Consider the following 20,406-nt stretch of genomic DNA (forward strand, 5'->3'; position numbering starts at 1 on the left):
TCCTCTTGTAAGAAACATTAGCAGCCAAATTACAGGGATCACCTCAGCCAAATCATAAGCTAAAAGGCTAAATCTTGTGCGATGATGATTTCATCGATGAACGTATCCGTTACAATTAACATTTCAGGAATCAAACGCCCCCCTTTTTGCTTCCGTCAGATGTCTGACCCTCACTTAATGCTCTTTGGTAACTTTCTATGAGTAGACCATAGTTTGGCATTAGATCCCCAAAGATCGCAGCGAACTCCATTGCATCTGGACGGTTCCAGGTTTTCTGAACTTCGGATATCACTGCCACAGTATCAATTGGAATTGCTCCTGCTTGCACCACGCGGGCAAGTGTAACATCTGTAGCCAACTTGCTCCAGTTACCCGATGCGTCAACAACCGTATACACCTTATAGCCTTCAGAAAGTGCGGATAATGTGGGAAATGCCATACAAACGCTGGTAAGGGTGCCTGCAATAATCAAAGTTTTTTTACCGGTTGCTTCCACTGCTTTCACAAAATTAGGATTGTCCCAAGCATTGATTTCCCCATTGCGCGGTACATACACCAACTCTGGCAAAATTTCTTTGATTTCAGGAATCAATGGGCCATTCGGTCCACTTGGGACAGAATCGGTAGTAATGGTGGGAATATTGGTTACTTTCGCCAATCTTGCGAGGGCGATCGCATTCCTACGCAGCGTGGGCACATCGAGATCTTTAACGGTTTGAAACAGACCACTTTGGTGGTCGATCAATAAAAGAGCAGCATCATTCGGGATCAATAAACACGTTGTTCTGTTGCTTTGTCATATATTATGTCTCCTAATTTTCAGTGGTCTTGCTCATTGCGAAACATAGTTTTTGGTTGTCCTAAGCTATTAAGAGATGCAGTTATGTAATGTTTCCTGCTGTCAGTCACAACATTCGTACCAACAAATCCGATCATAATTGATGTACTCACTTGTTATTTTGAAAGTAGGATGCTTGCAGTCATTATAAATGTTGCCCAGAATTTTGTTTCAGAAAATCACGCTGATTGCATACTATACCGCACTACTAATAGAATCGATAGAACTTACTGCTTGAGGATGACTGTACAAATAACCCCATAAAAAAGAATAACTTTATCATGTCGGTATCTTACTAATCTTTTCGAAAGAAACCAAATATAGCAGTTGTTTGAATGATATTTGTAAATGCTTGCGGATAAACTTCCTTAATTACCTTTTCCAAATCATACGATTCATACCAAGTGATGACAATTATGAACATGTCCTATGATTCATTCGTGAATGCTCCTTTTGCTGGGACAATAGTTATACCTCGAACAAGTTTTGAGTGAATGGCTTTTTTTAAAATCATCAGTTTTTTACGTAACAATCATTGCTTAGCTTCTCATGCTTGTAAGGAATGCATCAATAACCCCCTTGTTGATGCGTATAGAGTAACAAGCGTGTAAAGAGCTTTTTCGCACCCATTAAAAAGACCGGCAGTTAAAATAATGATTGCATTTAATAGAAAAAAGTTGATGCACCCCATTTCAGAGTCAAACCAACCCCGACTGCTAAATTGTGATATACCGGGATTGATACCCTAAAAGCTAGTCAGCCCATACCCCTACAATGTGCATACAACGAATCGAGTTGGGTTTTTATTTTTATAATATACACTTTGTAAAATACTCAAAAGTAAATTAAGAATTAGGTATTTAAAGATTCTAATACCAGTTAAAAAGTGGATTAATTTTTGAAAAAATTACCTGCTTTGTAAAGATGAAAACTAGCCGATACTATCCTTAAAGATGCTAAAAAGAGTATGTTCATATTAAAAAAGATTATTGATTGGAGTTGGTAACAGTGAGCGTTACTAATTGCGATTTTTCACCAATGAAAAAGAAAATGTCAGAAGGGTTACAACAGATCACTAATGAACTCCAAAACAGTTTGGAAATACTTGGTAACGAAAACTATTGTCTCTTAGGGAAGCTGGAAGAAATCAGGGATCAATTTATTCAAACGGAATCAATCGCTGCTTCTTTTTATCTTAACTGTTATTTATCTTCTTATACGGATAAATATGTAGATCTATCTATCTGTGTTCAAAGATTGTCCGATCGCCAGCATGGTGCATTAATCGTTGTGCAACGACGCGATCCTCTCGATTCTTTCATCCAAAAAGGAACAGCCATAGGAGCTACATTAAACCCTGCATTGTTAGAAGCCATCTTTTATCCTGGAAACCCTCTTCATGATGGAGCTGTAATGATTTGTGGTAATCAAATCATTTCAGCAGCAAATGTACTTCCCTTAACAACTGAGGTTATAAGTGGGAAAAAGCTCGGCACACGGCACCGAGCCGCCTTAGGTTTAACAGAGAAAAGTGATGCCCTTGTTCTGGTTGTGTCAGAGGAGACAGGCAGAGTTTCCTTTGCAATGGATGGAAAGCTTCATCCCATTACTACTGCCCAATCCCTACATTAAAGAGTAAAACCATCCTCTTATGGGGTGGTTTTACTCTTAATGTAGGGACATGACTTATAGATAGAAATAATAAATTACTTTTTCTTCATTATTTCTTAAATTTCTAATTTGAGGTTCTGTAAGAATCATATGTATAATTAAAATAAGAGCTAATCGAACTATGTCGATTAGCCCATTCCTTTTATTTATTGATTCCCTTTTCTAACCCATTCTGCAACTGTAACCGTACGTTTTGCTTGATGTTTAACAGTAGCTTGAACATCTTCAACCATTTTCCCTTCTTGGTTAACTGTTACACTTGTTCCATATGGATTGCCACCAGATCCGAAAATCACTGGATCCGTATAACCAGGGGATGCTACGATCGCACCCCAGTGATGCATAGTTGTATATAATGCTAAAATTGTTTGCTCTTGCCCACCGTGAGGATTTTGTGCAGAAGTCATCGCACTAACTACTTTATTCGCAAGTTTTCCGTGGAACCAAAGACCACCAGTTGTATCTAAAAATTGCTTTACTTGACCAGGTACATTACCAAAACGAGTTGGTATACTGAAAATGATAGCATCTGCCCATTCTAAATCTGCAAGAGTCACCTCTGGAACACAAGCTGTATCTATTAAATGAGCTTTCCATACTGGATTTGAATCAATTGCTGCTTGTGGGGCTGTTTCTGGCACTTTCAATACTTTGACTTCAGCACCTATTTCTTTAGCTCCCGCTTCTGCCCATTGTGCTAATTGATAGTTAGTACCACCTGAACTGTAATAAATAACTGCTAATTTTACATTTGTCATTTCTTTGTCCCCTTTTTTAAGTTAATCCTCAAATAGTTTGTCTATATATTTCCTTGTTTATTCCACTCGCATTTTCTTTCAAAAGAATGAAACCATCTCCTGATTAGTCGCTTCTTTTAAGATTACCATCCATTACCCAAATTCAAACATTCAGGTAATATTTCCCCATTTGTAGTTTAGACATAAATGTTTTTTCAGGCGTGTTTCCCCTACAAATCCTATATCAAGATAAAACTTGATTTAGCCGAGGTTTAATGGTCATAATTTTACTTCAATCTCTTTTCGATTTGGTTCAAAAAATGGTGGAAGTGCAAGATTTTCACCCATCGTTTCCATAGGTTCGGCTGTTGCAAATCCTGGTGTATTTGTGGACAATTCAAACAAAATCCCATTCGGTTCTCTGAAATATATTGCTTTGAAATAATAACGTTCAAATTTACCCGAATTCGGCAACCCAATTCAATTAAATGTTGTGCCCACTTATCATATTCTTCTTCATTGGGAACACGGTAGACAACATAATGAACTCCACCACGACCTATACGAGATGGTGGTAAATCTGGTCTTGTTTCAATATGTACTTCTGCCCCACTACCATCTATACTTGGATAACAGGGTAATCTCCTTCAAGAGATGGATAAGAACCGTTTTAACGGAATCTCATTACCTCAATTAATACCTTTTATTTCTGAGTTTGAATTTTTGTTACTTTCTCAAATTACTAATTAAAATACCCCATTTAAAATAAATCGATGTACAATCCAATGAATAATAATTATTAGATTAGACAAAGCTATTTATGTTTCTTATTTATTTGGAAAGGAGGACTACAAAATGACCGATCTTTATTCCCGAATTTCCAAAGATAATGCCGCGGTTATTCTAGTGGACCATCAGACTGGCCTTATATCTGGCCTTGTTCGTGACTACGGTGTAGACGAGTTCAAGAACAATGTCCTAGCTTTGGCGAAAACTGCTAAATTTTTTAATCTACCCGTCATTCTATCTACGAGTTTTGAGAATGGTCCAAATGGTCCACTCATGCAGGAGCTTGTCGATCTCTTCCCAAATGCGCCAAAGATTTCTCGTCCAGGCCAAATTAATGCATGGGACAACGAAGATTTTGTTAAGGCGATCGAGGCTACTGGCAAAAAGCAACTTATCATAGCGGGTGTGGTTACCGATGTCTGTGTCGCATTTCCGGCACTTTCCGCTCTAAAGGCGGGTTATGAAGCTTTCGTTGTAACCGATGCTTCTGGAACCTTTAGCCAACAGGTGGCGAACGCCGCGCTGATGCGCATGGCCCATGCTGGAGCGCAGCTCATGAACTGGTTTAGCGTGGCGAGCGAATTACAACGCGATTGGCGTAACGACAGCGAAGGTTTCGGCGCACTTCTTGCTAGCCAACTTCCAGGTTATCAAAATGTAATCGGGAGTTATATGGGTGGGGGCTCAGAGTGATCTTGGTGAGCAGAACAACTAAATCAACAGTGGTTAACCAATACATATAGATCTTGTTTTCCTTTAAATCTAGTAAAAGGGCTACTGCCGACAAACGCGGATTTACAACGTTAAGGGTCTTCCAATATTAGGATTATCTACTCCTCAATTGCAGCCTGTAATTGAAAAAAATAATTATCAAATTGATACTTTTAACCCATCATGAAGGAAGACCTCACCTCGGTAAAATTCTGGCTCCATGATCCGCAGTGTAATCTCGGCTTGCTTTTTCTTATTTCACTCTGTTGTGGGGTAACGCCTATTACATCAAGACTTATTTGCCGATTTTGGTCTGCGAAGTTTGAGTAATTAGATAACAACCCCACTTTTTTTCTAACGAAGAGAGACTAGATGGACAAGCTCAATCTAAAAACCATTGTTAAAAACGCTTAGAAAAATTCCAAGCGTTTTTATGTGTTATTTCATTGTAATATGTGAATTAAGCTGTTTTTTAGTTTTCTTGACTTTATCACATCGTGTCCTGTATTGTATATTCTTTAAAAAAATAGCTCTGTTAGTGGTTCAAGAAAATAGTTCTTATCTCTGGGAAACTTGGTTTTCTATTTCGGAAAAATTGTTTGCAGCCATTTTTTCAAAAGATTGGTTGCTAGCTACGACCCATACTTTTGTGTTATTTTCTACCTCTTCAAACAACCATTCGATTTCACTGTTTTTCATTCTTATACAACCTGCAGTTACATATTTTCCAATTAAACTTTCATTATTATTCCCATGTATCGCGTAGGTGGTGCCAGGAGTCCCATAAACGTTCAACCCAAGCCATCTACGTCCTAAGGGATTCTCTGGAACACCACCTGGAATATTTTTTTTATAATAAGGACGATCTATTATTTTATTTACAATTCTATATTCCCCTACTGGAGTCAGGTTCTTTGATTTTCCAGTAGCGACAGAAAAAGTATACATTTCATTTTGACTATTAATATAGGCTAACGTATTAGTATTCTTATTAATAATGATTAATTTTTCCTCATTAATTGTTGCGGCGTCAGTATAAGTAGTTGTAATTAATAAACCTCCCACAAATAAAGAAAAAATCATTACCGGCTTAATATATTTACTTAGTCTATTCATCTTATTTCCTTCTTTCTATAAAATTTCATTTACTAGCCCAGCTTCAAAAAACAGCTGGGCTTGAATGTTAAACTATTTATCTAGTAAATACAGTTTGTCCATAGGTAACTACAGCTGTCTCTGATATTGAAATGCTGCTAGTTGCTGTGTTGAAACTCTTATTTTGAACATGTAGAGCTTTTCGAGTAGGGTCAACACCCTGAATCGCTTTATATGCTGCACGATAATATCTAGCATCAGGTGTCATATCAGCATATCTACCAAATGTTACTTGTTTAAAATAGCGGTCATTTTGAATGACTCCATGTATCGTATTAGGAAATTGACTGTGTTGCAAACGATTTAATATAACAGCTCCTACACCAATTTGGGCATTGAATGGTTGATTGTAGGATTGCATATAAATCGTACGTGCTAACAGGTCAACTTCATATTGGCTGTATGTTAGCATCATTAATTTAGTTATTGTGGCTCTACCAAGAATTCCATCTGCCTGTAAATGATAATGCTTTTGAAAATTCTTAATAGAGTACTGGTCATAAATGTTATAGCCTAATTGTTTGAAACGTAGTTCATACTGTTTAATTTGTGCTTGGGTATAACTTCTTAAATGATAATAATGGTGATTGTAACTATTCATGTCGTGATTTTGGAAGTTTTCTTGATTATACACTTTCACTATTTTGTTTTTGATATTATGGTAAGGAGCAGCTTCCGCACCTGATATGGACGCAAATGTTGATCCTAAAATCGCTACTGTTGTTGCCCCTGTTAAAATTGTTTTTTTCACTGATTGAATCATGATCTATTCCCCCTATTATTTGAGATGTAAACTAGAATTTTATAATATGTGTGACGCTTAGTTCCCGGGAACAAAGCTCAAAAAGTCCGGTATATAAAAGTAGGTTCATCGGAGTTTCTCTACTTTTTATTTACTGGTTACCTTTTGTAACTCATAAACATATCTTAAACCCAATCAGTTGAAATCTCAACTTAAAAAGTCTTGAATTGAAGATAATTGTTTTTCCATTAATGGGATTTTTTATTTTGAATTCATAATGGGTTGATACTCCCCCACTCCTGTAATGTTTATTTTAAAGTTCCAGTTCGTTCAACAATAATTAATATCCTTTATTACCAGCACACCTTGGCAAATCCCTCATTTTATATCCCAAAAAATGAAAGTATATAGAGCTTATAGGCATCATCATATGTGCCATTAAAAGAAAAGTCTTTCGTCAACTGATCAATTACCGACATCCAAAACATGAATGAATGAAATGGGCTTAAAATGTCTGGTACGTATGAAGAAATATCGTTCTTATAAAGGAAACTAAAGATAAATTACCCAAACATATTACAACGCAATTTAAGAAAGAGAAGATGAATCAAAAATGGGTTACAGACGTCAAAGAATTCCACATATATGGAGAGAAGCGCTATCTTTCGCCAGTACTCGATTGTGCAATGGTGAATTCATCGCGTATACGGTTATGAAACGACCAGTTTATAAACTCGTTGGCGATAAGTTAGACAAGACGAGTGAGCGTCTTCAACCACGAGATCAAGTGATTCTTCATCATGATCAGGGCTGGCATTATTAAATGAAACAGTATCAAAAAACATTAGAACAGCACAAAATTACGCAGAGTATGTCTCGTAAAGCTTCTACAAAGATAGAAAACTGGAATTTTTGGTATCTTCACTAACGTTGAATACAGTGGAAGATCATACTGTATGTAAGCACCAGTTCTTTTAACAAGAAAATTATACTTCTTGTTGAAGTGTTTTCAGAGTTGTAAAAAGTCAACATTTTTTCTTTATCTTAACCTGTATAAATCCATTGTATAATATGTTTCTGACTAAATCTCGATTCCTTTTTCAGGCCGTTTACCTTTAAAAGCATACTCAAGTAATTGTCGAATCGATTGTTGATCAATTGATCGAGGATTATAATAAGCATTCTTGGTAGCTAGTTCTGCTGCCTGATCTAAATCTGTCTCCTTCATTCCAATTTTAGCTAATGAGGTTGGACCACCTAAGGAAGTATTCAGATCAAAAAGAGCCTCAGCCACGGCATCCTTTTCCGTTCCAAGTGACCTTGCAATTGCTTGAACTGCATCAGGTGCATAGGCAGCATTGTACCAGAGTGCATAGGGTAAAATGACAGAGTGAGTGTCTGCATGCGGCAGGTTATAACTTCCCCCTAATACATGACATAACTTGTGGTGAAGCGCCATACCTACAGACCCTAAGACCGTACCGGCTAACCAACACCCGTAAAGAGCCTTGGAGCATGCCACAACATCATTCTTGTCAACTAAAATGGACGGTAAACTTGAATGAAGTGCACGAATTCCCTCTTCAGCAAGAAGCGAAATAATCGGATTGGTGTTTTCTGCGTACAGTCCTTCCACACAATGAGCCATTGCGTTCAATCCGCTTGTTACCGAAACTCGAACGGGCAAATTAACAGAAAGTTCAGGATCATAGATGACCGACTTTGGCTTAACGACCACATCTTTCCCTGTTTTCTTTATTCCATTTTCCGTAATCCCCCAAATTGGCGTCATTTCCGATCCTGCGTATGTGGTAGGAATAGCTACAATTGGAAGAGAAGTATATAAAGCTATGGCTTTGGCTAAACCGATGGAGGATCCCCCGCCAACTGGAACAAGACTGTCTATATTCAGCTCACTTACCAATTTCACTGATTTCTGAACAGTTTCCATTGGCACATGCTGAACTGCTTTTACATGAATACCCGTACATAAGTCTCCGAGTAAGCTTGAAATTTTAATAGCTAGCTCTTCTTGTCCAGGTGTAGAGATAACAAGTGCTCGTTTGACACTGATATTTTTCAGTTCAGATTGCACTTTTCTTATTTCCCCTGCCCCGAAAATGACCCTAGTAGCTAAAGCTTCATAAATAAAATTTTTCATATTAGCTCCTCCTCTTTTCTTTCACTCTCAAAACTCTAAAAGACGCTTACTACAATCTATGTATTTAACTGTTACGGATAAATTTATACCTTTTTCCTACTATTAAAGCCTATTGTAAAAAACCAGTTCCGATATAGAAACTGGTTTAGTAGATCCTTCTATATAAAGCTATAGATTACTTGTAAAACTTCACACGATCTTCAAGCGGTTGGAATTCTTTTTCACCTGGTGTAGCTGTTGGATTACCAAATGGCATTTGTGCAATTAGTTTCCAATTCTCAGGGATATTCCATTCTTTTTTCACTTCATCATCAATTAGCGGATTATAGTGTTGTAAAGATGCTCCTAGTCCCTCTGCTTCTAATGCTGTCCATACAACTAATTGGTGCATACCTGATGCTTGGTTTGACCAAATTGGGAAGTTATCAGCATAAGGGGTAAATTGTTCTTGAAGTGATTTAACTACCGCTTCATCTTCAAAGAATAATACGGTTCCATATCCTGCTTTAAAAGAATTCATTTTTTGTTGAGTTGCTGAAAAATCTCCATCACCAACCACTTTTTTTAATGTTTCAGTTGTAATGTCCCATAATTTATTATGAGCTTCGCCCGATAATACAACAAGACGCGCAGTTTGAGAATTGAAAGCTGAAGGCGTATATTTCACAGCAAATTCTACAATTTCTTTAATTCTATCATCTGATACTTGTACATCTTTATTGATTCCGTAAATTGAACGTCTTTCTTTAAGTGCAGTGTAAAAATCTGTTGTCAGTGTTTTTGTCATAACAAGTATTCCTCCAATCCGTAATCTCGAATTCATATATCTTTATATAACATGTCTTGAATTCAATGTAATTTTATAACAATGAGAACTTATTGTCAAATAACTTGCTTTGGTATCAGCTTCTCCTCGGATCTTATGCCATAATTTTAGTAAGTGTTATCTTACCATTAATAAAATACCCTTATTTCCTAATAAGAATGCTTTATTATCTTAATTTTTTTCTACTTTGCTTGTTACCAAATACTTATATATAGGTCTTTAAATTGAAAATCGGTAATGTAACGAATAGCCAAATTTATTTTTAACAACAATATTATTTAACTCAGCCTTAAAATAAAAACTAATACTATCCTCTTGAAAATAATTATTATAAGTCTTCTTGGCTGAATAACTGATCCTTCGATCGGAGCTGACTGATACTAATCGATCGAGGACTTAACTCATTTAAACCGGGTACACAGTTTTATGGTCTGTGGAAATAATAAACTGATCCTTAGCCTTGTTAAAAACAACATGATCATCTGAAGAGTAATACCACGTCTTTTGGTTTTCCTCTACATCAAATAAATTTAATTCCTCTTTAAATTTCAAAATCTCTTTTGCATGAATCTCTGGGATAGAAATAGAAATGATCCATTTATCTTCATGAGGCTGAATTTTATAATCATCTGTTTGATAAAATAAACGACTTCCAATCGCATGACGAATCATTAACATTTTATTCACCACCTGCTAAATCCATAAATAAAATGAATGATTCTTGATTTGATTTCATTGTAAGTTCCTGTTCATTAGAAATACGTGCACTGTCTTTTTGGCTTACAACAAATTCCTGATTTAAAACAAGTTCACCTTCAATAACAAAGACATACATCTTTCTGCCCCGATCTTGTTTGAAGTAAAGCTCTTGTCCATTATCTAACCTCGATAAGTATAAGGTAACATCACTATGAATTTTTGCCGTTCCTTCGGTTGGATTTGAAGAAAGAATTGGTAATAGCTCATTATGCATTGCATCTATATTAAATGTAATATCCTGATAAGAAGGAGTTAATTGTTTTTGGTCAGGGAAAAACCATAACTGTAAAAAGCTTGATTCCTCTTCCGTTGAAGGATTCATTTCAGAATGCAACAAACCAGTACCTGCACTCATTAGCTGAACATTTCCAAATTTAAGATGTCCACTGCTCCCCAAACTGTCCTCATGCTTTAGTTGACCTTTTAATACAATCGAAACAATTTCCATTTCCCTGTGGGGATGAATGCCAAATCCTCTTCCAGGTTGGATCGTATCATCATTAAAAACACGAAGGGGACCAAATTGAATATTCGTTTCATCATAATACTCACCAAATGAAAAACTTAAATTGCTCTCCAACCACTCATTTTTAACAGAGAATCGAGATGTTGCTGGAATAATTTGAATCATTACTTTCACCTCTATGCGTCAGCTAGTATTTAATCTATTTCAAATTTTATTACTACTCCAAATCAATGAATATTACCTACTAAACCTCAAGAGAATTTATAATATGAAAGATTAATAGACCTTACGATACCAGAGTGCCGCAGCCTCAACTTCATTAGCGGTCAATTGATGACCTCTATTTTCCCAATGAAGTTCAACGTTTGCATTCGCCTTTTCCAATAAGGATTGGAGTAAAGTAGATTCCATTGGTGAACAAATCGGATCATTTGTCCCAGCAGCAATAAACACGGACTTCCCTGACAAAACAGGAAGCTCAATTCCTCTTCTCGGTACCATCGGGTGATGAAGAATCGCACCCTTTAATGCATTTTGATAATGAAACAATAAACTAGCAGCTATATTGGCTCCATTTGAGTAACCAATCGCAATCATATTGCCTCTGTCAAATTCATATTTTTCAGCTGCTTCATCAAGAAACTGATTTAATTCTTTTGTACGGAAAATGAGATCTTCTTCATCAAATATACCTTCTGCTAATCGTCTAAAGAAACGAGGCATTCCATTTTCAAGTATATTTCCACGTACACTTAATATCGAAGCCTCATCGTCAATTCTCCCTGCAAGTGGAAATAAATCTAATTCATTTCCGCCGGTTCCATGAAGCAATTATAAAGTTGGTTTTGCTGGATCATTCCCTTTTTGAAAAATATGTTTCATCATTTATCCCCTTCCAAAACTCTAACCTCAATAAGAGGTAAGATCTCTTCTAATTCTTTTCGTTTTCCCTCGAACCATGAAGGTAACATGAGTTTCTGTCCAAGTTGATTTATAGGTTCATCAACAGTAAATCCTGGTGGGTCAGTCGCTATTTCAAAAAGAATGCCACCTTCTTCATGGAAATAAACAGCTTTAAAGTAATTTCTATCACGAATCTCTGTTGGAAAATACCCCTTACTTTGAAGGAGTTTTCTCCATCTTAGAAGATCTTCTTCATCCTTAGCTCTCCAAGCGATATGGTGAACAGTTCCCGCACCCATGAGTCCCCTAATGAAGGAGTTAGCTTAATATCAATTGTATTTCCAAGCTGTGCTTCCGATTTGAATCTTAGGAAGTCATCTTCTTGACCAATGCATTCGAATCCGAATACATTTTCAAGCACATCTGCCGTTTTATTAGGTTGTGCTGAAATTAACATCGCACCGCCGAAACCTTTAATAGCAATGTCAGAATGAATTTCACCCAAAAGCCAATTATTTATTGGCCCCTCTTGGCGTTCGACTAGTTCTAGTTCAATACCGTCTGGGTCTTGAAATTTTAAATACTTTTCTCCAAAACGTACTGATTGAAAAGACTTTACTTTAAATTTTTTTAAGCGATTTTCCCAAAATGTAATGGAATTGTTTGGTATGATAAAACTAATTACTCCAACTTGCCCTGTACCGACACGGCCTTTTAACTGTTTAGTCCATGGAAAGAATGTAATGACAGTTCCTGGTTGACCAGTATCATTTCCAAAATAAAGATGATACACCTCTGGTCGATCGAAATTTATTGTTTTTTTAATAAGTCTTAATCCAAGCACCCCTGCGTAGAAATCAATATTCTTTTGGGCATCGTTAACCATTGCGGTTATATGGTGAATACCTGCTGTTTTCTGCATTCTTTACCCTCCATTTCACCTCAGATTAGGTCCTTAAGTTAATTAATCTAACTCTCTAACTTCAAATGGAAGGACCAATCGTTCAATCTGATCTCGACTTGGTTCATATTGATCCGGCAACATCAATTTTCCCCCCATTGTCTCTTGAGTTTCATCATGAGCGAACCCTGGTGGATCCGTTGCGATTTCAAAAAGAATTTCACCATGCTCTCTAAAGTAAATCGCATTAAAATAGTTTCGATCCTGAACAGGTGTGACACCATAACCATAACCTTCAATATACTTTTTCCAATCTAATTGATCTTGATCATCATGAGCTCGCCACGCAATATGATGGACAGTTCCTACACCCATTCGTCCACTGACGGTTGTTGTTAATTTTAAATCAATGATATTTCCTATATCACTAGAAGAACGGAAACGAATAAAATCTCCTTCTTTACCAACTTGCTCAAGCCCCATGACTTTTTCTAACAGTTCAGCTGTTTTTTCTGGTTGTTTTGATAATAATGTCGCTCCGCCAAACCCCTTTATGGCTACGTCAGGTGTGACATCTCCAAAATGCCAAGTGTTCACTTCACCTTCTTCTCTTTCAACGATTTCCAAATGAAGTCCATGAGGATCATCGAATTCCAAATACTGCTCTCCAAAACGTTCGTTTTTTGTAAAAGGAACATTGAACTTTTCTAATCTTTTTTCCCAAAATCCCATAGCTCCATTCGGAACAACATATGAAGTAACCCCTACTTGTCCGTCACCGATTTTCCCTTGATATGCATCAGCCCAAGGGAAAAATGTTATAATCGTTCCTGGTTTTCCACCTTGATTCCCAAAATAGAGGTGATAAGTACCAGGGTCATCAAAATTTACCGTTTTTTTCACTAAACGTAATCCTAAAACACCCGCATAAAAATCTACATTCTCTTGTGGATGACCGACGATTGCCGTGATATGATGAATTCCCATTGTTTTTTTACTCATTTGTTTTTCACTCCGATTCAATTAACAGTTAATTCCTAAATATAAGTGACAAATTCGCTAACTGGCTTGCGATATCCACGAGGTTTTCTACTTTCAACCTTTTCTTTTCCTATTGTAATCATCATCACTACTTCGTAATGCTCATCGATGTTCAAAATCTGTTTGACCGATTCAGAATCAAAACCAATCATAGGGCAGGTATCCCACCCTTTCTCCTTGGCAGCCATCATGAACATCATCGCTGATAACGAAGCATTTCTTATAGCCTCATCTCGTTGAAAGTCTAACCCTCTCGATTCATAGAGGGAAATGGTGTCATTAACCATAAAATCATATTCCTGTTTATTCACAATCCCTAGCATCTTCAAACCTTCGTAAATGTCAGGAGCCTGCCAAAAGGCATTTTTATCACCTAAAACTAGGATAACCGCAGAAGCACTGGATACTTTATATTGCCCATTTGCAGCCTTCTTTAATTTCTCTTTGATTACTGGGTCCATAACTGTTAGATAATTTGTATGTTGGAGATTAAACGCTGAAGGTCCTAGTTTAACCAACTCAAAAATTTCATTCAACTCTTCTTTTGTAATCATGTGATCTGGAAGAAAATTGCTTGCAGACCGTCTCTCTTTTACTAACTGTATAAAGTCAGCCATAACAACACATCCCTTTGCTATCAAATATCTTCAAACCCAGATATATTAGAATAAAAAAGCATCCAACGCATATTGACCAGGCCCTATTAAAGCAATCCCTATTGCTACCACTAGCAGGGTCAAATTATACTCATAGCCATTTCGTGTTGACCATAACCCATTCGGACCGTGCACCTTTACAATTGCCATTACCATTGTTGCTGCAATCATTAGACCAGCAAGCGGTGTGAGTAGCCCTGAAGCAAATAAAATTCCTCCAATTAATTCGGCTAATCCCGCAATGAGTGCCATCGTCACACCAGGCTTTAAACCAAGTGAATCCATCCAACCTCCTGTACCTTTTAATCCATAACCGCCATACCAACCAAATAGTTTCTGTACACCGTGACCGATGAATAAGAGACCAATTACCAATCTAATCAATAATAAACCAATATCTATCATTTTTTTCATCCTCCTCGATTTTTACCTCGAATTCGAGATATTAGTGTGAAAAAATTATGTTTCTACTCTTTTACTTACTTTTTTCAAAAGTTTTATCATTGTTTGTGACTCTTGATCAGTTAAATCACCAAGCATGTTATTAATCAAATCTCGATGTTTAGGCATGATTTTCTCCATTAAGTTCATTCCATTTTCCGTTAAAACTACATGTATGACACGACGATCATTAGGACAGTCAATTCTTTTTATGAAGCCCTTCTGTTCCAATTTGTCTATTACATAAGTCATAGACCCACTAGAAATGAGTATGCTTTTACCAATCTGCTGAATCGTTTGCTTCTCCTTAAAATAAAGCACCTCTAATACAGAGAACTCAGTAATATTGATCTTATGATTCATCATTTCCATCTTAATGCAATCCTGAATGGCTTTGGATGTTTGCATCAGTTCCAGATAAGCCTGGTTTGTACATTTCTCTTCCATTTAAACACCTCCTGACAAATGAAATTATATTATATATCTTTCATTAAAATATCTCGAATATGAGATAATTCTAAAACTTTTATTCTCTTCTGTCAATAACCTTAGGGATTTTTTAAAAATATAATGCAGAATCTCTTCATATCCTACACTTTTCCTTACATTCATTAAGACGTTATTTGGTTAAATACACATAGAAAGCCACAATTTTTACAGAAAATGCGCACTTTTTTTGATAGATAATATTTTCAAAATACCCTAACCTATTTAAACAATGACGTGAGCGAACTTCATTATTAAAAATTTCCATGACGTAGGAAATAAAGATGATTACTTATCTTGCAAATAAATAACAAATCGGTTTCTGCTTTCTTTTGCTCTATATAACGCCTGATCTGCATGAGAAATTAAAACTTCTCCCCTTGATCCATGCTCAGGATAAACCGATATGCCAATACTTAGAGTAACATTAAATGTATGTCCATTTATCTGATAAGGAGCTATACATATGGTGTGCATTCTTTCAACAATTTTTTCAACTTGTTCATAACTCATACCAACCGCAAGGACATCTTGATTATTGATTGATCGATACGAAGCGATAACATCTAACACCTTTCCATCTTTATGCTTCCTTTTTGAAACAACATATGGATAGGTTCGTCCCTCTCGAAGATGCTTCAAAAAAATTTGATGTTCTGCTTTTGTTATGTGGGAGAAGAATGGAGGAAACGTTAACCCTTTTAATTCTTTAACACTCCAACCAAAAAGGTCCACAAAGGCCGGATTCGCATCAATAATTGCACCGTTATGATCGATTGTAAAAATGGCATCTGTTGTATTATTCCAAATAAGGTCAAACACCTGACTTTACCTTGCTTATTCGGAATTTGTACTGTTCTGAATCATCACTGCCCCAACTCCATTTAAATCATTTTAGGCAATAAATTTGTTGACTTGTAGTTTTATGACTATTTTAAATGAACTTTCTATGGAAGACGTAATATAGGATTGTAATCCGTTTAATACGTTATCCTATGTGGGCTTATTAGTTAATCCATCTCCTTCCAATAAATTGAACAGTTCTGAGTCAATTAATCGACCATTTTTTAGTTTCACGACGCTGGAAGCAACGAACTTTTCGAGGTAAGAATCTGCGAATTTCTTCTTTATTAAATCCCACTTGTAACCTTTTTTCATCAAGGATTAGAGGTCTTCTTAATAACCCTGGATGATCTATGATTGTTTGATATAATTCTCGAAGCGAAAGAGAATCCATATCAATCTTCAATTCTTGAAATGTATTCGATCTTTCTGAAATAATTTCATCTGTTCCATCTTCTGTCAAACGAAGAATTCCCTTAATATCCTCAATTGTCAACTGTTCAGAAATAATATTCTTTTCTATATAAGCAATTTCATATTTCTCAAACCACGCTTTTGCTTTACGACAAGAAGTACAACTTGGCGATGTATATAAGGTAACCATATTGACAATCACACTCCCTAAACAAAGGATCTTCTGAATTTTGTCTACTTACTAATATATGCCGCTCCTAAAAATTCTCTAATGTTCTGAATAGATATACCCATTTCTTTGGTTATTCGCATTAGCTCAACACATTCATGATCTACTTCTTCTACCTTCTGAGGTCTCTTTAACATTTATCATTCCTCCAGGTTCAATATTAATCCGTCTATCATATTTATTCTTATATACATGTCTTTTTACTGTACTATTTAATTAGAGTTTTCTAACTATATATTTTTACAGTGATAGATAAAAATATAAGAGTGAAAAATAACCCCTATCTTTTTGATAGGATGGTCTTTTTCATATCAAAAACCTTTAATTATTATATCTATAATTAATATATCTCGAATATGAGATAAATACATCGCATTGTTATATTGATGTCAATTATATTCAAATAAATTATCTTTAATTAAATGTAATTATTAATGCCATTTATTTGTTAACGTATAGAGTTTGAACTTTAATAACATGGCTATATCCTATAAACTTGAGTAAATCAATTTAAGTAATAAAACTAAAAAGTAAATGACAATGTTATATTTCATATTTGATAACCAAAGAACATACCTTTAAAAGAAAATATCTTTAAAGGAGTGAGGACTATGGTGGTGAAATATAAAAATAATTGGATCCCTACAAAATCGCTTGACGAAATGTCACAGACCAATTACGACGTCCTCATTGTGGGAAGCGGTCCTGGTGGAGGAGCAACCTTACAGAGGCTCTGTGAGCTATGGAAAAATCAAGGTGCTAAAAAGATTGGAATTCTTGAAAAGGGAGATAAGTTATTTCATTCTCATTCTCTTAATATACCTACGCAGAATGTAAATACGGCTCGGGATGCACTGCTTGGAGATAATTCAACGACTTTCGAAGATCGTCTACCCCAATTTTCAGGAGCCAGAATGGTATACGCACTTGGGGGAAGGTCACTGTTTTGGAATGCAGCTACTCCGAGGCCGATTAGTTCTGAGCTTAATAAATGGCCTATCCATCCTAGAGAGTTAAATGTGTATTATGGAATGGCAGAGAAATTATTGCATGTCACAACAGATTATGCTAAAGGTTCCTCGATGCAAAATGTTTTTTTAAAGAGACTCCATGCAGCTGGGATACTTGAAGCAGATGACATGCCAGTTGCTTTTGACATGACACCTTCCCGCCAAGGAGAAGTTCATTCGAATCCATGGTATAGCTCGATTAATGCTTTAGCGGCCGCACAATTTGATCGACCATATGATCTGGCTGTAAATGCTTATGTCTCTAAAGTCACGACACAGGGTGGGAGAGTTTCTGGCGTTGAGGTCCTTTCAGCAGATATGAGACCTCACAGAATACGGGCAAAAAATGTAGTCGTATCGGCAAGTACATTGGAGACACCACGTCTATTGCTTAATTCAGGAATCCCAGGTCAAGCTATTGGGCGTTATTTAACTGGTCATGTGTCCTTCATCGCAGTTGGTACGATCCCCCGTAGACAGTTCTCTGATAAACTTGGAAATTTTTCTATTTTGAAATTTGAGACGAAAGAATCCCCTTATCATATTCAAATTCTTGGACCGGATCAATATTTTTCTTACCAGCAATTTGAAGATAAAGTACTCAAAGACCAGTTAATGGTTGCTTACGCATCCTTTGGGAGAGTTGAGCCTCGAGCTGAAAATAGAGTATATGTTGATCCGTCTGTAAAGGATGAATTCGGTGTACCGCTACAGCAAGTTCAATATTCTTTAAGCAACAAAGATCGTCAAACAGCCGACCAAGTTGCACAAGGTATTAGACAATCTGCAGCTGCTATGGGAGTAACTCTTGATGAGTCTACCTTGGTGCTCAGACCGCCTGGATCAGATATGCATGAAGCTTCTACTTGTAGAATGGGGGATGATCCTGCAACTTCAGGGACAAACCGTCACGGTCAAATACATGGTGTTCAAGGTTTGTATGTAGCGGATAATAGTGTTCTTCCTACCCTGACAGCCGCTGGACCAGTGCTTTCTAACACTGCTTTGGCTATTAGACTTGCCGATCATCTTGTTCGCCAGTCCGGATAGAAGTTTGATCATTAAATTTTGTATGCTAAGGATATTAAAGAATTTCTTTAGGGTTTTCGATAGCTTTGCCAAAAAAAAGATTGGGTGCAATTTAAGCACCCAATCTTTTTTTGGAAAATCATTAACTTTAATATTCACTTCCTTCTTTTTCCCATCCTAATCAAAGATCTCTTACCTAGCTTATTTCACCCATAACCCAGTTTGTTCTCGCACCGGTCACTCCAGTACTTGGGCACTGACTGCTATCTCCCGTTAAGTCAGCTACAATCGTTTCTATAAGGGGTTGATGAACATGCTGCGGCGCTTCAAAATTCCATTGCTCTGTTCCGCTAGTAGTCGTCAAAACGATGGGCTCATTTCCGAAAGTGGAAAAGGTAATTTTCCCTTTACTGCCGACGATTTCATTCACATCCACATCTTCAAAAGCAGAAAAACACCAATTTCCTACGCCGTGAATTCCAGATTCAAATCGATAAGTACCTGTAGCGATATCTTCCGCACGATAATAGCCTGCTTGATTTGAAGTAAAACCTTGAACATCTTTAATAGGTCCCAGTAAAAAATCTAATAAGTCAAGCGTATGACTGGCTAAATCAAAAAACAGTCCGCCTCCAGACAATTCAGGTTGAACCCTCCACGGGAGATTTTGTGAGTCCAACACATCTTCTGAAGCTTTTTGATACTGTATTGTCGATACGAAACGAACGTCTCCGATCGCTTTATTTTCTAGTAACTCTTTTATTTTTACAAATCGAGGCAGTGCCCTACGGTAGTAAGCAACATATAAAGGAACGCGAGCCGCCTTGCAAACAGCGATCATTTCATTACATTCAGCAAAATTGAGTGCCATTGGCTTTTCTACATAAACAGGTTTTCCAGCCTTTGCAACTTTAATTGTATATTCTTTATGTGAACTAGGTGGTGTTGCAATATAAACAGCATCGACATCTGGATCGTTAATAAGTGCGTCGGCATCATCGTACCATTTCGGAACATTATGTCTTTGTGCATAGTCTTTTGCTAGTTCACCAGTTCTTCGCATAACGGCAACCAACTCTGAATTTTTATTTTTTTGGAATGCTGGTCCACTTTTCACTTCCGTCACATCACCGCATCCAATAATGCCCCAACAAATTTTTTCAAATTTCATGATTTTCCCCCTTCTTATGTAATCATATTTAATGCGTTTCGATGACATCTAATGTAATGTTCAGTAGAAACAACCGATTATGAAAATTATTTTACTTCTTTATAAAGGTTGATTTCTGTACTTTCTCGAAGTTTTCTAAGCTCTGGAACCATTCTCAAAACATGTTCACTTTTATTGTGTTGATTAATAGACTCTTCATCTTCCCATTCTTCGAGCGTAGTTAGGATGGACGGGTCATTAATATCTTCATGAAGAGTGTACATTATACACCCTTTTTCTTTTCTAGTTTCTAAAACAACTTCTCTAGCAATTTCTAAATATTCCTCAATGTATACACCCGGTTTTAATTTAGCCTTACAAACAACTCTAATCACTTTATTAACTCCCTCTCTCTTTATAATTGTCGTATTATATGAAGTTCCCATCA

22 protein-coding genes and 3 pseudogenes are annotated in these 20,406 nt (G+C 36.5%); 4 read left to right on the forward strand and 21 right to left on the reverse strand.

Annotated elements, in window-relative coordinates:
- Nucleotides 1–130: 130 nt before the first annotated feature.
- Together V179_RS27630 and V179_RS29975 are read right to left on the reverse strand one after the other, a co-directional pair.
- Nucleotides 131–772 (reverse strand): isochorismatase family protein, encoded by a 642-nt coding sequence (locus V179_RS27630; protein ID WP_034300955.1) that lies wholly within the window; start codon nucleotides 770–772, stop codon nucleotides 131–133.
- Between the two features lie 361 nt (nucleotides 773–1,133).
- Nucleotides 1,134–1,514: pseudogene (locus tag V179_RS29975) on the reverse strand (DUF2179 domain-containing protein); the annotation flags it as partial.
- Nucleotides 1,515–1,846: 332 nt separating this feature from the next.
- Here V179_RS29975 and cdaS point away from each other — a divergent pair.
- On the forward strand, nucleotides 1,847–2,470 hold the full coding sequence (cdaS, locus tag V179_RS0109305) for a sporulation-specific diadenylate cyclase CdaS (protein ID WP_028391197.1): 624 nt from the start codon (nucleotides 1,847–1,849) through the stop codon (nucleotides 2,468–2,470).
- A 185-nt stretch (nucleotides 2,471–2,655) separates the two neighbouring features.
- Here the strand turns inward: cdaS and wrbA are convergent, their stop codons facing one another.
- Both wrbA and V179_RS27640 read right to left on the reverse strand, forming a co-directional pair.
- Complete coding sequence (gene wrbA / locus V179_RS0109310) at nucleotides 2,656–3,267, reverse strand: NAD(P)H:quinone oxidoreductase (protein WP_028391198.1); 612 nt, start codon at nucleotides 3,265–3,267, stop codon at nucleotides 2,656–2,658.
- A 258-nt stretch (nucleotides 3,268–3,525) separates the two neighbouring features.
- Nucleotides 3,526–3,913 (reverse strand): annotated as a pseudogene (locus V179_RS27640) (VOC family protein); the annotation flags it as partial.
- A gap of 188 nt (nucleotides 3,914–4,101) precedes the next feature.
- Here V179_RS27640 and ycaC point away from each other — a divergent pair.
- Nucleotides 4,102–4,728: an isochorismate family cysteine hydrolase YcaC gene (gene ycaC, locus V179_RS0109320; RefSeq protein WP_028391200.1), complete on the forward strand. Its 627-nt coding sequence runs from the start codon at nucleotides 4,102–4,104 to the stop codon at nucleotides 4,726–4,728.
- A 576-nt stretch (nucleotides 4,729–5,304) separates the two neighbouring features.
- Here ycaC and V179_RS27645 read toward each other — a convergent pair.
- Both V179_RS27645 and V179_RS29090 read right to left on the reverse strand, forming a co-directional pair.
- Nucleotides 5,305–5,862 (reverse strand): L,D-transpeptidase, encoded by a 558-nt coding sequence (locus V179_RS27645; RefSeq protein WP_051404905.1) that lies wholly within the window; start codon nucleotides 5,860–5,862, stop codon nucleotides 5,305–5,307.
- 76 nt (nucleotides 5,863–5,938) lie between these two features.
- Nucleotides 5,939–6,664, reverse strand: coding sequence for a cell wall hydrolase (locus V179_RS29090; protein ID WP_051404906.1), 726 nt, complete (start codon nucleotides 6,662–6,664; stop codon nucleotides 5,939–5,941).
- A gap of 592 nt (nucleotides 6,665–7,256) precedes the next feature.
- Between V179_RS29090 and V179_RS29095 the strand changes: the two genes are divergently transcribed.
- Nucleotides 7,257–7,466 (forward strand): hypothetical protein, encoded by a 210-nt coding sequence (locus tag V179_RS29095; protein ID WP_028391201.1) that lies wholly within the window; start codon nucleotides 7,257–7,259, stop codon nucleotides 7,464–7,466.
- 258 nt (nucleotides 7,467–7,724) lie between these two features.
- Here V179_RS29095 and V179_RS0109340 read toward each other — a convergent pair whose 3' ends face one another.
- From V179_RS0109340 to V179_RS32020, 13 genes and pseudogenes are all read right to left on the reverse strand, one after another.
- A complete protein-coding gene (locus tag V179_RS0109340; RefSeq protein ID WP_028391202.1) occupies nucleotides 7,725–8,804 on the reverse strand; it encodes a maleylacetate reductase in 1,080 nt (359 codons plus the stop codon).
- A gap of 175 nt (nucleotides 8,805–8,979) precedes the next feature.
- On the reverse strand, nucleotides 8,980–9,579 hold the full coding sequence (locus V179_RS0109345) for a nitroreductase family protein (RefSeq protein ID WP_028391203.1): 600 nt from the start codon (nucleotides 9,577–9,579) through the stop codon (nucleotides 8,980–8,982).
- A gap of 456 nt (nucleotides 9,580–10,035) precedes the next feature.
- The gene (locus V179_RS0109350) at nucleotides 10,036–10,308 is read right to left on the reverse strand and encodes a hypothetical protein (protein WP_028391204.1); all 273 of its coding nucleotides are present in this window, start codon (nucleotides 10,306–10,308) and stop codon (nucleotides 10,036–10,038) included.
- A 1-nt stretch (nucleotide 10,309) separates the two neighbouring features.
- On the reverse strand, nucleotides 10,310–11,020 hold the full coding sequence (locus tag V179_RS0109355; protein WP_028391205.1) for a pirin family protein: 711 nt from the start codon (nucleotides 11,018–11,020) through the stop codon (nucleotides 10,310–10,312).
- Nucleotides 11,021–11,131: 111 nt separating this feature from the next.
- Nucleotides 11,132–11,686 (reverse strand): alpha/beta hydrolase, encoded by a 555-nt coding sequence (locus V179_RS27660; protein ID WP_235179007.1) that lies wholly within the window; start codon nucleotides 11,684–11,686, stop codon nucleotides 11,132–11,134.
- Nucleotides 11,687–11,736: 50 nt separating this feature from the next.
- A pseudogene (locus tag V179_RS27665) lies at nucleotides 11,737–12,680 on the reverse strand (ring-cleaving dioxygenase).
- 42 nt (nucleotides 12,681–12,722) lie between these two features.
- Nucleotides 12,723–13,661, reverse strand: a complete 939-nt coding sequence (locus V179_RS0109370) for a ring-cleaving dioxygenase (RefSeq protein ID WP_028391206.1) — start codon at nucleotides 13,659–13,661, stop codon at nucleotides 12,723–12,725.
- A gap of 35 nt (nucleotides 13,662–13,696) precedes the next feature.
- The gene (locus V179_RS0109375; protein WP_028391207.1) at nucleotides 13,697–14,317 is read right to left on the reverse strand and encodes a nitroreductase family protein; all 621 of its coding nucleotides are present in this window, start codon (nucleotides 14,315–14,317) and stop codon (nucleotides 13,697–13,699) included.
- A gap of 45 nt (nucleotides 14,318–14,362) precedes the next feature.
- Complete coding sequence (locus V179_RS0109380) at nucleotides 14,363–14,761, reverse strand: DoxX family protein (RefSeq protein ID WP_028391208.1); 399 nt, start codon at nucleotides 14,759–14,761, stop codon at nucleotides 14,363–14,365.
- Nucleotides 14,762–14,815: 54 nt separating this feature from the next.
- The gene (locus V179_RS0109385) at nucleotides 14,816–15,244 is read right to left on the reverse strand and encodes a MarR family winged helix-turn-helix transcriptional regulator (protein WP_028391209.1); all 429 of its coding nucleotides are present in this window, start codon (nucleotides 15,242–15,244) and stop codon (nucleotides 14,816–14,818) included.
- A gap of 327 nt (nucleotides 15,245–15,571) precedes the next feature.
- Nucleotides 15,572–16,105, reverse strand: coding sequence for a sensor domain-containing diguanylate cyclase (locus V179_RS0109390; RefSeq protein ID WP_028391210.1), 534 nt, complete (start codon nucleotides 16,103–16,105; stop codon nucleotides 15,572–15,574).
- Between the two features lie 226 nt (nucleotides 16,106–16,331).
- Entirely contained in the window at nucleotides 16,332–16,730 is a 399-nt protein-coding gene (gene spxA, locus V179_RS0109395; RefSeq protein WP_028391211.1) for a transcriptional regulator SpxA, read from the reverse strand.
- Between the two features lie 44 nt (nucleotides 16,731–16,774).
- Entirely contained in the window at nucleotides 16,775–16,906 is a 132-nt protein-coding gene (locus V179_RS32020; RefSeq protein WP_268745186.1) for a hypothetical protein, read from the reverse strand.
- A gap of 474 nt (nucleotides 16,907–17,380) precedes the next feature.
- Here V179_RS32020 and V179_RS0109405 point away from each other — a divergent pair, with 474 nt between their 5' ends.
- Entirely contained in the window at nucleotides 17,381–18,829 is a 1,449-nt protein-coding gene (locus V179_RS0109405) for a GMC oxidoreductase (RefSeq protein WP_034300959.1), read from the forward strand.
- A 175-nt stretch (nucleotides 18,830–19,004) separates the two neighbouring features.
- Here the strand turns inward: V179_RS0109405 and V179_RS0109410 are convergent, their stop codons facing one another.
- Both V179_RS0109410 and V179_RS0109415 read right to left on the reverse strand, forming a co-directional pair.
- On the reverse strand, nucleotides 19,005–19,979 hold the full coding sequence (locus V179_RS0109410; protein WP_028391213.1) for a Gfo/Idh/MocA family protein: 975 nt from the start codon (nucleotides 19,977–19,979) through the stop codon (nucleotides 19,005–19,007).
- Nucleotides 19,980–20,065: 86 nt separating this feature from the next.
- Nucleotides 20,066–20,404 carry a putative quinol monooxygenase gene (locus V179_RS0109415; protein ID WP_220478570.1) on the reverse strand — a complete coding sequence of 113 codons (339 nt, stop codon included), beginning with the start codon at nucleotides 20,402–20,404 and terminating at the stop codon, nucleotides 20,066–20,068.
- Between the last annotated feature and the right edge of the window lie 2 nt (nucleotides 20,405–20,406).

The sequence above is a fragment of the Bacillus cihuensis genome (genome assembly GCF_000504145.1).
Classification (GTDB): domain Bacteria; phylum Bacillota; class Bacilli; order Bacillales; family DSM-1321; genus Peribacillus; species Peribacillus huizhouensis.

Excerpts from the sequence above, each read along its gene's own strand:
- wrbA (WP_028391198.1), bottom strand. The coding sequence starts at position 3,267 with ATGACAAATGTAAAATTAGCAGTTATTTATTACAGTTCAGGTGGTACT.
- ycaC (WP_028391200.1), top strand. The coding sequence starts at position 4,102 with ATGACCGATCTTTATTCCCGAATTTCCAAAGATAATGCCGCGGTTATT.
- V179_RS27645 (WP_051404905.1), bottom strand. The coding sequence starts at position 5,862 with ATGAATAGACTAAGTAAATATATTAAGCCGGTAATGATTTTTTCTTTA.
- V179_RS29090 (WP_051404906.1), bottom strand. The coding sequence starts at position 6,664 with ATGATTCAATCAGTGAAAAAAACAATTTTAACAGGGGCAACAACAGTA.
- V179_RS29095 (WP_028391201.1), top strand. The coding sequence starts at position 7,257 with ATGGGTTACAGACGTCAAAGAATTCCACATATATGGAGAGAAGCGCTA.
- V179_RS0109340 (WP_028391202.1), bottom strand. The coding sequence starts at position 8,804 with ATGAAAAATTTTATTTATGAAGCTTTAGCTACTAGGGTCATTTTCGGG.
- V179_RS0109350 (WP_028391204.1), bottom strand. The coding sequence starts at position 10,308 with ATGTTAATGATTCGTCATGCGATTGGAAGTCGTTTATTTTATCAAACA.
- V179_RS0109355 (WP_028391205.1), bottom strand. The coding sequence starts at position 11,020 with ATGATTCAAATTATTCCAGCAACATCTCGATTCTCTGTTAAAAATGAG.
- V179_RS0109370 (WP_028391206.1), bottom strand. The coding sequence starts at position 13,661 with ATGAGTAAAAAAACAATGGGAATTCATCATATCACGGCAATCGTCGGT.
- V179_RS0109375 (WP_028391207.1), bottom strand. The coding sequence starts at position 14,317 with ATGGCTGACTTTATACAGTTAGTAAAAGAGAGACGGTCTGCAAGCAAT.
- V179_RS0109380 (WP_028391208.1), bottom strand. The coding sequence starts at position 14,761 with ATGATAGATATTGGTTTATTATTGATTAGATTGGTAATTGGTCTCTTA.
- V179_RS0109385 (WP_028391209.1), bottom strand. The coding sequence starts at position 15,244 with ATGGAAGAGAAATGTACAAACCAGGCTTATCTGGAACTGATGCAAACA.
- spxA (WP_028391211.1), bottom strand. The coding sequence starts at position 16,730 with ATGGTTACCTTATATACATCGCCAAGTTGTACTTCTTGTCGTAAAGCA.
- V179_RS32020 (WP_268745186.1), bottom strand. The coding sequence starts at position 16,906 with ATGTTAAAGAGACCTCAGAAGGTAGAAGAAGTAGATCATGAATGTGTT.
- V179_RS0109405 (WP_034300959.1), top strand. The coding sequence starts at position 17,381 with ATGGTGGTGAAATATAAAAATAATTGGATCCCTACAAAATCGCTTGAC.
- V179_RS0109410 (WP_028391213.1), bottom strand. The coding sequence starts at position 19,979 with ATGAAATTTGAAAAAATTTGTTGGGGCATTATTGGATGCGGTGATGTG.
- V179_RS0109415 (WP_220478570.1), bottom strand. The coding sequence starts at position 20,404 with ATGGGAACTTCATATAATACGACAATTATAAAGAGAGAGGGAGTTAAT.